The 11,660-nt window shown below is 32.3% G+C and carries 6 protein-coding genes; 2 read left to right on the top strand and 4 right to left on the bottom strand.

The features are described from left to right. Together ACVC08_RS09615 and ACVC08_RS09620 are read right to left on the bottom strand one after the other, a co-directional pair. Positions 1-2,436: PKD domain-containing protein (locus ACVC08_RS09615; RefSeq protein WP_452601878.1), on the bottom strand; the 2,436-nt coding region annotated here is incomplete at its 3' end. Between the two features lie 2 nt (positions 2,437-2,438). After that, positions 2,439-2,906 (bottom strand): hypothetical protein, encoded by a 468-nt coding sequence (locus tag ACVC08_RS09620; protein ID WP_452601879.1) that lies wholly within the window; start codon positions 2,904-2,906, stop codon positions 2,439-2,441. Positions 2,907-3,463: 557 nt separating this feature from the next. On the opposite strand from ACVC08_RS09620, the gene ACVC08_RS09625 reads away from it, so the two are divergent. Next, entirely contained in the window at positions 3,464-4,261 is a 798-nt protein-coding gene (locus ACVC08_RS09625; protein ID WP_452601880.1) for a serine aminopeptidase domain-containing protein, read from the top strand. Here ACVC08_RS09625 and ACVC08_RS09630 read toward each other — a convergent pair. Further along, positions 4,256-5,542: a UDP-N-acetylmuramoyl-tripeptide--D-alanyl-D-alanine ligase gene (locus ACVC08_RS09630; protein WP_452601881.1), complete on the bottom strand. Its 1,287-nt coding sequence runs from the start codon at positions 5,540-5,542 to the stop codon at positions 4,256-4,258. The two genes, ACVC08_RS09625 and ACVC08_RS09630, sit on opposite strands and share 6 nt — an antisense overlap. 89 nt (positions 5,543-5,631) lie before the next feature. Next, complete coding sequence (gldJ, locus tag ACVC08_RS09635) at positions 5,632-7,311, bottom strand: gliding motility lipoprotein GldJ (protein ID WP_452597187.1); 1,680 nt, start codon at positions 7,309-7,311, stop codon at positions 5,632-5,634. A 338-nt stretch (positions 7,312-7,649) separates the two neighbouring features. Between gldJ and porU the strand changes: the two genes are divergently transcribed. Continuing rightward, entirely contained in the window at positions 7,650-11,537 is a 3,888-nt protein-coding gene (porU, locus tag ACVC08_RS09640; RefSeq protein WP_452601882.1) for a type IX secretion system sortase PorU, read from the top strand. The last annotated feature ends 123 nt before the right edge of the window (positions 11,538-11,660 follow it).

Here is an 11,660-nt window from a genome sequence, read left to right on the forward strand (position 1 = left end):
AGTGGCAGTACTAATATCATTAGGACAAGGGTTTGTTCCTGTAACAGTATAATCGAAGGTACTAGTAGTTGCACCAACAGCTGGTGTAAAAGTACCCGCGGCAGCATTAAAAGTACCACCAGATCCAGAAGTTTGCGACCAGGTACCGCCAGTATCTTCACCAGCGATTAAACTAAATAAATCTATAGTTGTTGTACTACTATCGCAAATGGTTGTATTGCCATCTGTACCAGCGTTAACGGCAGTTATTACATTTACAGTTTCAGAATCTGTTAAAGGAACAACACAACCTGTAGCTGCTAACGTATATTCAATACCGTCTATCCAAATTGCTCCTCCAGTTCTATTAAACGTAAGTGTGTTTGTGGATGCTCCAGTTGTAAATGTTGTTTGTTCTAAGATGTCTTCGGTAGTGCTAGCTATTCCAGTAATAGTGTTAGTGCCATCTGTTACTTCAAAAACACCTCCATTATTATCTCTTGCATGACTAATTGTAATAACTGTACCAGCGGGAACTGTGTCCATTAAAGTTAGTTCTAAACTAGGATTGGCACCTCTAATTCTTGCTGAATTTGTATTATCTGCGGTAGTTCCAGCGGTTAATATTGCGCCTGTTGCATTGTTTGAGTTCTCGGCATTTACGGCACTTAATCCATTTCTTAATACAGGAACTCCTACTGAGGAAGCACTGATTAGATTAATTGTAGTAGAAGCAGTAATACCAGTGATATTTATAGTTGCAGTTCCAGACCCGTTTAAAGTTATAGTTTGATTTGAGCCTCCATCAATATTATAAGTTACTGTTGCATTTGGAGTTCCAGTTATAGTAAATATGGCATCTCCAGTGTCACATAAATCTGCGCTTGCAGAAGCATCAGCCGTAGCACCAGCTGTAACATCTACACATATAATTTCATTGTAAGAACATCCAAAACCATCTGTAGCGGTGAAAGTATAACAGTGCATGCCCGTTGCTGTTGGTTGTACAGTAATATCATTTCCACTTGTATTAATTATATTCCCCGTTCCAGAATTAGCACTCCATGAGCTAGAAGCAATAGTTTGATTGAATGTGAAATTTGGATCTGAAGGCGCAATGCTAGAATCGAAAGTTAAGCCTAAACCAAAAATATAACCATCATCAGAACTAATATTATCTGTAATAGTAACACACCAATCTCCATTTATTGGGGAGCCTATAAAAGCAGCGAAAGAATTATCTGAATCATAAGATCCAGCTGATATAGAATTACCTGCAGTAGAGTTTACCGTAGTAGGCCCATTATCTAAAGTTGTTCCAGTTGAACCAGCATCTAAAAAGTAATAATCCCAACCAGTTCCAGGTCCAGTTCCATCTGTTTGAATTGGGTCTCCTAAATTGGCTCCTGAATTGGCTATACTTCCACTATCTAATAGTACTACAGATGCTCCATTAGGAGCAGTTAGAGTCATGCCTAAATCGCCTAAGTAAGTGTGTTCTATATTCATAAAAACATTCACAATATCAGTAACACTAGTAATATTTGTAGTATTTGGGTAGCAGTCTACTGTAAAACAAGTTTGGTAAACTCCTGTGCTACTATCTGGTAAAAATGTTGTAGTGTAGTTAGGCGGAGCACAGTTTACCGAAATAGATTGTGGGGTAACCACTCCATTTATAACTGAGGTATCTCCTTGACATATAGGATCTGAAACCGCTGCTGTTCCTGTAAAATCTGGTGTTGGAGCTACATGAATAATTTGATTTATTTTATTTGTATTCGTACAGCTTCCTGCTGCAATATTTAAATTAACTAAATAAACACCTCCAGTAGCATAAGTATGAGAAACATTAGTTCCTGTACCAGTAGTTCCGTCTCCAAAATCCCAAGTGTATGTAGCACCTGCTCCAGAGTTAGAGAATGTTCCACTACCTACAAAATTAACAGAGTCACCTTGACAGATGCCTATAACTCCATTTCCGTTTACTGCTGGTGTTGTTGAAAGTAAGTTAGCTGTAACTGTTTGATTGCAAGGAGCAAAACAAGAAATATCTGCTTCCCAACCTGAATATGTAAGACTTGAATCTGATTGAAAAGATATAGTAAGACAGCCGCTGGCGTCACTAGATACCAATGTACCAGGATTAGTTGTATAAGTCCCCATTAAAGGCGACCCTGTGTTAGGGCCATTATATACAGTCATAAAATCTAATGTACTTCCTTCTACACTAAAACTAGAAAAGTCTAATTGCGTAAATGTACCTGGATTTGCAGGATCTGGGCAAATGGTTATAGTATAATTTTCGCTATTTGCATAATTACCTGAAGCTCCTCCAGAGTCAACAAAAGTATTAGAGCATGTATATACAGTATTTCCATTTTCGGTTGCTATATTGTATTGTGCATTAAGAACAGATACACAAATAAGTGCTAATAAAAGTAGTACTCTCTTCATAATTATCTTCTTGGTTGGATTAACATGTAGTATTGGGTATTGCCTAGCTTGTAAACAATCGTTTTTTGAGGGAATAATTCAATTTTATATTTTAAAGGGTTGAATGTCTGGATATCATACGAAGAATCTCTTTCTTGATTAGCGTTATATTTGGTGTGTAGCTCAACATCCGAAATATTTTTAAAGACTTTTCCTTCGTATTTAGTGTTGGTTGCAAAACTTAAACGGTTTTGAAAAAAATCTACTAATAAATTATAACGACTATCATCGTTAAGGAAAAAGTTAAAATTATCTGCGTATGCCTCTTTTATAAAAGTATTTATCTCTTCAATAGAATAGTTTTGAAAAGAGCTTGTTGTGTGGTTAAAACTCTTATTTTGAGTGTCTTGTGAAGAGGTGTTCTCGGATGTTTGATTTGAGTTTAGAGATAGATTTAGTAAAAGGCAAAGCCCTATAAGTATGTTTTTCATAACTTAATAAATGATATTTTAATATGTTTTTTCTTACAAAAATATGTAGGGAAAACAGCTTTTACTCATAAAAAAATATGTGTATAAGCGCTTTTAGGCTATATAGTTTATAACCTAGAGATAAATCGAATTTTTAAAGTGAAAATTAACTTTCAGTGTTTTTTATATGGAATAAAAAAATTGAAGAGACTTCTTTTTTATGATAAAAAAGGTAATTGTAGAAATGGGACATAGTATATTTAGATTTAGTTGGTAATTTTGCTAATATATAATATTTTTTTAACATTTTTTTAACCGTATTAATATTCTTGTTATGAACTGATTAAAAAAATGCTTGAAACCCTTGTGTTTTGTAGGTTGTTAATTGTCAAAAAGTTAACATTTTTTTATTATACAATAATTAAAAGCTGTTTTTGCTATGTAAAATATGCCTTTTTGTAGTACTATTTACTTATCTGGAAGAGAATAATCGTCTATTTGATGTACTAATTAAAGAAAACGAAGAATATTTAACATTTTTTATCTTGATAATTTTATACCTTTCTAAATAAAATATTATGATGTATAAAACAATTTTAACTGTTTTAATTATTAGTGGTTTGTGGTCATGTAAAGAGGTAAGTCGTGAGGTCGATACTTCTCAAGCGATTAAACAAATTGATAAAGCGAATAACTTAAATGGCAGTGTTGATGAAAAGGTAACAATTGAGTTTCCTTCTAAAGATGGTTTGCTTATAACCGCTGATGTTTATAAAGTGGGAGATAAACCGGTTTCGATACTATTATGTCATCAAGCTAGATTTAGTAGAGGTGAATATAAAGACACGGCGTTAAAACTAAATGCTTTGGGCTACTCAGTAATGGCTATAGATCAACGTTCTGGCGATAGTGCTAATAATATTATTAATGAAACGGCTAAACTCGCTAAGTCTAAGAATCTTCCAACAGGATATTTAGATGCAAGGCAGGATATAGAGGCGGCTATAGACTATATTTATACTAATAATGGTGGTAAGCCTATTTTATTGCTGGGAAGTTCCTACTCGGCTTCTTTGTCTTTGTTAATCGCTAACAATAATAATAAAGTGAAAAAAGTAGCAGCATTTAGCCCAGGAGAATACTTTAAAGGAGTAGATATTCAAGGTGCAATAAAAGATTATAATAAACCTGTTTTTGTTACAGCATCTAATAGCGAGACTCAAGCATTAACAACTTTAGTAAGTAAAATCAATGGTAAATACCTTTACCATTACAAACCAAAAGAAAAGGGAATCCATGGTTCTAGAGCTTTATGGGACACTACCGATGGTAGTGAAGGTTATTGGATAGCATTTAAAGCATTTTTAGATTTATAATAATTCTAAAATACGCTCTAAAGCCATTCCTCTAGATCCTTTTATTAGTAACGTAACGTCTGTAACTGATAAACTGTTAAAGTTGCTTTTTAAAGCTTCGAACGAGTGGTACTGTTTTATTTTAGGATTCGTATTTTTAGTATTATAAAAATTTTCGCCAACAAGAATAATGGTGTCTATATTAAGCTGGCTGGCTAAATCTGCAATGTTTTGATGTTCTTGTTTAGCTTCGTCTCCTAATTCGAACATATCACCTAAAATAGCAATTTTATTAGAGGTTACTTTTAAGTCTGAAAAATTAGACAACGCGGCTTTCATGCTAGAAGGGTTTGCATTATATGCATCTAGAATGATTTTAGTCGTCTCTTTTTCTAATATTTGAGAACGATTATTTGTTGGTGTATATTGCTCTAAAGCTTCTTTTATAGAAGCGTCTTCAACCTTAAAATAATTACCAATACAAATTGCGGCCGCTATGTTATTAAAATTATAAATACCTATTAATTGTGTTCGTATTGTTTGCTTATTATAACTTGCATAAACAAATGGTTGTGCTTGCTCTAGTGTAACTGTTAAGTTAGCTGTGTCCTTATCCCCAAAAGTTATTATTTGTGCATTTTTAGAGTGTTCTACTTGCTTACTATCGTTGGCATTAACAAAAATTAATTTTGTGTTTGCTTTGAGGTAATTGTAGAGTTCTGTTTTTCCTTTTATAACACCTTCAATACCACCAAAACCTTCTAAATGTGCTTTTCCAAAATTTGTAATGTAACCATAATCTGGTTGCGCTATAGAGCATAAAAAATCAATTTCTTTTTGATGGTTAGCCCCCATTTCTACTATTCCAATCTCTGTGGCTTTAGTCATAGAAAGCAGGGTAAGTGGTACTCCTATATGGTTGTTTAAATTACCTGTAGTTGCTGTTGTATTATACTTTTTAGATAAAACAGCATTAATGAGCTCTTTAGTTGTTGTTTTTCCATTACTACCAGTAAGTGCTATAATCGGTAGTTTTAAATAATTACGATGGTAGGTTGCTAATGCTTGTAGCGTTTTTAAAACATCTTCAACAAGTATAGTTTTTTCTGTATTACTGTGATATTCTTTTTCGTCTATTATAACGTATTTAGCTCCTTTATCTAATGCTTGATTAGCAAATGTATTACCATTAAAATGTTCTCCTTTTAAAGCAAAAAATAAATCTCCTTTACGAACTTTTCTTGTATCTGTAGAGATGGAATTGTTTTCTAAAAAAAGTTTGTGTATTTGAGGTATTGTCATGTTCTGTAATAGATTTTCTTTGTGAAAATAAATGTATAAAAAAAGTCCTAACTAATTGTTAGGACTTTTATAATATATAGAACTAAAATCTAGTTTTTAGATTTGTTTCCTTTTTTAGATTTAGAACCAACTCTAGACATAGCACATCTAAAACCAATATAATCGGTAGCTATATTTTGTGGGTAATAACGTCTTTGTGCAGGATCTAACCAGTATTCTCTGTCTTTCCAAGAACCTCCTTTGTAAACACGTACTTCATCGTTAATTAGAGATGTACGCTTGTCAGATTTGTCATATTCTCTAATAAGGGCTCCTGTAGAATCTACTTCAACAGAATGATCTGGAGAGTTATACATTTTACGTGTAGTGTTAGTGTCTTCTCCTTCTGTTTCATCATCAAAACCATCAGCATAGTAACGAGAAGAACGCTTGTCACCATCTCTAAAGTTTCTGTTATCACTAGTATCGAAATTTGTTCTTAAGTATGTTTCGTCTAAATCAACTGGTACTTGAGCAATTTCTCCTGGTAAATCTCTAGCAATTATTTTTCCATTTGCTAATGTATCGTAAACAATAGTTTCTGTTGTAACAATTTCTACTGTACCATCTTCTCCAATTTTATTCTTGGTATAAACGTTTCCACGGTAGTAGTTAAAGTCATTAAATTCATCATCAACTATTGGTCTGTAAACATCTGCTACCCATTCAGCAACATTACCAGCCATGTCGTATAAACCAAAATCATTAGGCTCGAAAGATTTTACTTGAGCAGTAATATCAGCACCGTCATCAGACCATCCTGCAATACCACCGTAATCACCTTTTCCTTGCTTGAAGTTAGCTAATTGATCTCCACGAACTTTACGTTTTCCTGAACGTGTATATTGTCCTTCCCATGGGTATTTTTTTCTACCTCTGTAAGAGTTATAACTTCTTATTTCAGATAAACCTAAGGCAGCATATTCCCATTCAGCTTCAGTTGGTAGTCTGTACTTAGGAGAAATAATTCCTGTTTGTCTTGTAGCATATACATTAATCTCGTTTCCTTCTGCATCTACTTGAGGCTTTAATTTTCCTCCTTTTAAGATCTCTTCATTACCACCGTATGTTTGCGTTGGTGCATTAATGTAAGTGTCTGTATTAAAGTTAGCATCAGCAGTCGCTTCATATTGGCTATCTTGTTTTAAGTAGCCTTCTTTTTGTAGACTTAATTCATTATAACGATCTGTTCTCCAATTAGCAAATTCAACAGCTTGAATCCAACTAACACCAACAACAGGGTATTCTCCATATCCTGGGTGACGTAAATAGTTGTTTGTCATTACTTCGTTGTAACCTAATCTGTTTCTCCAAACTAGAGTATCTGGTACAACACCATCATATATTTTTCTAAAGTTTTCATCATCTGGTGGATATACAGTTCTAATCCAATGTAAATATTCAGTATACATTTTATTAGTTACTTCTGTTTCATCCATATAAAACGATTGAACATGCTGTTGATTTGGACTATTGTTCCAATCATGCATTACATCATCTTGAACTCTACCCATTGTGAAAGTACCACCTTCAACAAATACCAATCCTGGAGCAGTTTCTTGCTCTTTAAATTTAGTATTGTATTGAAAACCACCTTCTTTAGCGTTAATTTTCCATCCTGTTGCTCTTGAAGTATTAGAGCCACCTCCAGATCTTTTACATCCTACCAAGGTTAGCGACACAGCTATTATTAAAATAAGCCTTGATACAATTAGTTTTTTCATATTCATACGTTTAAGTAAGCTAATTATGTTTTTTTGGAGTCGCAATATAACAATTATACCTAACTCTACAAGTTTAAATTGTGAAATTTGAATAAAAAAATCGCATTTCATCCTATTTTATTTACTGTATAACGATGTTTTGTGTGTTTCATCGTTATTGTATCTAGTTAACGTGCGATTTGTCAATTTAGTATCACAATTTCAAATTATTTTACGAAATAATTAAGAAATAAATATACTTGATAAGATTAATTTATGTTCCTAATATTAGGTAGTAACAGTTTTAAATGAAATTACCCTACTTATAAATACTAAATAATAAAATAAAGGCGTTATGTGGTGTAATGAAAAATCTAACATCAATAATAGCGCTATTAACAGTAATTTTAGTTTATCCACAGCAGAAAACAATAGATTTAAATTGGGGAGAAGAAAAAATAATTACTATAGGTAAATCACAAGTTAAAATTCCAAGTTTTACACCAAGAGATAATTTTAGATACACAGAAAAAGAGGGTGTTGAATTTATTAAACAGTGGGAGGTTGAAATGCCAGTAAACATAGAATCTGTAGAAATTAGTAATATTAATTATGCTACAATTACTATAGAGGAATTAAAGGATGTTAATATTAAAAGCATCCCAAGTACAATTAACTTTAAACTAAAAAATACATTCGCAAGAAATAAACAATATGTACTATTTAATATTTTTCCAATAGTAAAAGAAGGAAATAATACGTATAAAAAAATAGTCTCTTTTACAATTAACTATAAGTATAGTAATAAGTTTAGTTCTAAAACAAGTTTATTAAATACAATAACTAATTCAGTTTTAAATACAGGAACATGGCATAAGTTTGCAATAAACAAAACAGGGGTTTTTAAATTGGATAAAACATTCCTAAACGCTTTAGGGATAAATACAAACACGATAAACCCTAAAACAATTAAAATTTTTGGAAATGGAGGGGAGATGTTGCCTTATGCTAATAGTGAAAACTACCCCTTAGACCCTATAGAAAATGCAATAAAAGTTATAGGAGAAGACGATGGTGTTTTTAATGATAATGATTATGTCTTATTTTATGGTGAAGGCCCTAAAGGAAATGTTGATGATGTAAAAATTAATACTAACCTTAATCCATATACAGATATAACTTATTATTATATAACAACAAGCGGTAGTAATGGTAAACGTATAGAGCCAATGGTTCAACCAGTAGGAATTCCTAATACTACTATTAATACATTTCATGATTATCAATTTCATGAATTAGATGAGTATAGTTTAGCTTATGTTGGTAGGCGTTGGTTTGGAGATGAATTTGATATAGAAACTACAAAAACGTTCGATTTTAGTTTTCCAAACCTAGTAACAACAGAGCCTGTAAAGCTAAAAGTTATAGGGGCTTCTCCATCTCAAGGGGGATCTACTATGGCTATTAATTTTAATAATATAGAAGTTGGTTCATTAATTATTCCTAACATCCCTACAACAAGCAATAATCTTGCTGCAGAAGGTCTGTTTGTTAGTGACATAAATACAGGCTTAGCAGATGATATCTCTATAAGGGTAGATTTTGATAATTTAGGAAACCCAAGCACTAAAGGCTACATAGATTATATTGCTTTAGAAGCCATAAGAGATTTATCTTTTTCGGGAAATCAATTCGTTTTTTTTAATAAAGAAACAGTTACAACCAACGGTGTAGGTTTGTACACACTAAGTAACGCAAGTAGCGTATTAGAAGTATGGGATATTACAGATAAAAATAATATTACGGCAGTAGAAAATAGTAATAATTCGTCTAGTATTAGCTTTAAATCAACACTAGGTAGCCTTAAAACATTTGTAACTGTTAGTGCTCTTGACTTTTTTACTCCATTAGATGGTTATAACTCGCAAGTAGCAAACCAAAACATAAAGGGAACTATTTTTAAAGATGAAAATGGTAATTTTAAAGATGTAGACTATATAATAGTAACACCTTCTGTTTTTTTTAACCAAGCAAAACGTTTGGCTGAGATTAATAAGAATAAGCATGATTTAAATGTAAAAATAGTAACCTTAAACTCTATTTATACAGAGTTTAGTACAGGTAATAAGGATATTTCGGCTATAAGAAATATGCTAAAATATGTTTACGATAATGCTAGTGCTCCAGAAAACAGGTTGAAATATGTCTGTTTTTTTGGAGATAGTTCTTTCGATTATAAAGAACGTGTGGCCTCAAATACCTATTACGTACCAACTTGGAACGCTTATAGTAGTTTTAACTTAACAACATCGTTTGTTTCCGACGATTTCTATGGTATGATGGATGCTAATGAAGGACGTATGGAAAATACAGATTTGCTAGATATAAATATTGGTAGAATTTTAGCAGACACACCGTTAAAAGCGAAACAAATGGTAGATAAAATAGAAACATACTATTCTCAGGAAGCATTAGGTAGTTGGAGAAATAATTTTGTTGTTATTTCAGATGATGTTGATGTTGTAGAAGAATTTAGTTTACAGGAAACTACCGATTTAATTGGAGATTTAGTAACAGCAGAAAAACCATTTATAAATGTAGTGAAAATTCATACAGATAGTTTTGAACAAGAATCTTCAGCAGGAGGAGATCGTTATCCAAAAGTAGCAACAGCGATTTCTAATGCAATAGAAAACGGAGCGTTAGTTGTAAATTATTTTGGACATGGAGGAGAAGATGGTTTGGCTTCCGAGAGGATTTTTCAGAAAACAGATGTTTCAAGTTTGCGTAACGAATGTCAATTAAATTGTTTTGTAACAGTAACCTGTGAGTATACAAAATTTGATAATCCATTACGAGAAACAGCTGGAGAGCTAATTTACTGGAATACAAAAGGAGGAGCTGTTGCTTTAATAACAACTACGCGTCAAATATCTCTTTTAGTAGGAGTAAGTTTTAATTTAAAATTAGAAGAATATCTATTTTCATATAGCGATAATGATACTTACAGTGATTACGAATATCCAACAATGGCAGAATCTTTAAGGCTAACTAAAAATAGTTTAGGTAACGAATTACAAAGACGTATGGTGTTCTTTATAGGAGATCCTGCGATGAAACTAGCTTTCCCAAAACCTAATATTAAATTAAAAACAATTAATGAGATACCAGTTGGGCAAGCACAGAATGAAGTCATTGAAGCATTAAGTTATGTAAAAATAGGAGGAGAGGTAACAGATCTAGCCGGTAACGTACTAACTAATTATAAAGGAGAAGTTACTACTACTATTTTTGATAAACCTATACAAAGACAAACGCTAGGAAATGATAATGTTGTAATAGGTGGGCAAATAGCAAAATTAGATTATGAAACTTTGGGTCCTGTTATTTTTAGAGGGAAATCATCAGTAATAAATGGGCAATTTGAATTAGATTTTGTTGTGCCAAAAGACATTGCATTACCTGTAGGTTATGGTAAAGTAAGTTTTTACGCCTCTAAAGAAAATACTTTGCAAGACCAGTCTGGGGCAACCATAAATACATTACAAATAGGAGGGCTAAATGAGAACGCACCTGAAGATAATACAGGGCCGTTAATTAACCTGTATATAAATGATGAAGCTTTCAGTTCCGGTGGTATTACAAATGAATCTCCAAATTTATTAGTGAAGCTTGAAGACGAAAATGGTATAAATACTGCCAGCGGAATAGGCCATGATATTGTAGCAATATTAGATGGAGATGAAGCAAATCCATTTGTGCTAAATAATTATTATACAACAGAAATAGACGATTATACAAAAGGAAACATAAGTTTCCCTTTTAGAAATCTAGAGCCAGGTTTACATACTTTAAAACTAAAAGCATGGGATGTCTACAACAATTCATCTACAGCAGAACTTCAATTTGTTGTTTTTAACGAAAAAGACCATTTAATTATAGATAATGTTTTAAACTATCCAAATCCATTTGTAAATTATACAGAGTTCTGGTTTAATCATAATAGCTCAGAACTTTTAGACATTTCAGTACAAATATTTACAGTGTCGGGAAAACTAGTGAGAACTTTAAACGGGCAAAGTCAAGGAAGTGGAGTTAAATCTGCCAATTCAATATCTAGAGACATTGTTTGGGATGGACGTGATGATTTTGGAGATAAAATAGGGAAAGGAACCTATGTTTATAAATTAACAGTACACTCAAGTGCAACAAATAAAACCGTAGAAAAGATAGAGAAACTTGTAAAACTTTAAAAAAGTAGAAATAAATAAAAGATAGTAACGCAAACTATAGGTATTATTAATCTCTTCGTCTAGTTTAGAATTAATGTCGTAATTTTGTGACGTTTTAAAAAAAAAAGAAAAACCTATAATAAC

This window comes from Pontimicrobium sp. MEBiC06410 (assembly GCF_053601615.1).

What these genes read in the sequence shown, in the direction of transcription:
- ACVC08_RS09620 (WP_452601879.1), bottom strand. Translation starts at nt 2,906, where the DNA reads ATGAAAAACATACTTATAGGGCTTTGCCTTTTACTAAATCTATCTCTA.
- ACVC08_RS09625 (WP_452601880.1), top strand. Translation starts at nt 3,464, where the DNA reads ATGATGTATAAAACAATTTTAACTGTTTTAATTATTAGTGGTTTGTGG.
- ACVC08_RS09630 (WP_452601881.1), bottom strand. Translation starts at nt 5,542, where the DNA reads ATGACAATACCTCAAATACACAAACTTTTTTTAGAAAACAATTCCATC.
- gldJ (WP_452597187.1), bottom strand. Translation starts at nt 7,311, where the DNA reads ATGAATATGAAAAAACTAATTGTATCAAGGCTTATTTTAATAATAGCT.
- porU (WP_452601882.1), top strand. Translation starts at nt 7,650, where the DNA reads ATGAAAAATCTAACATCAATAATAGCGCTATTAACAGTAATTTTAGTT.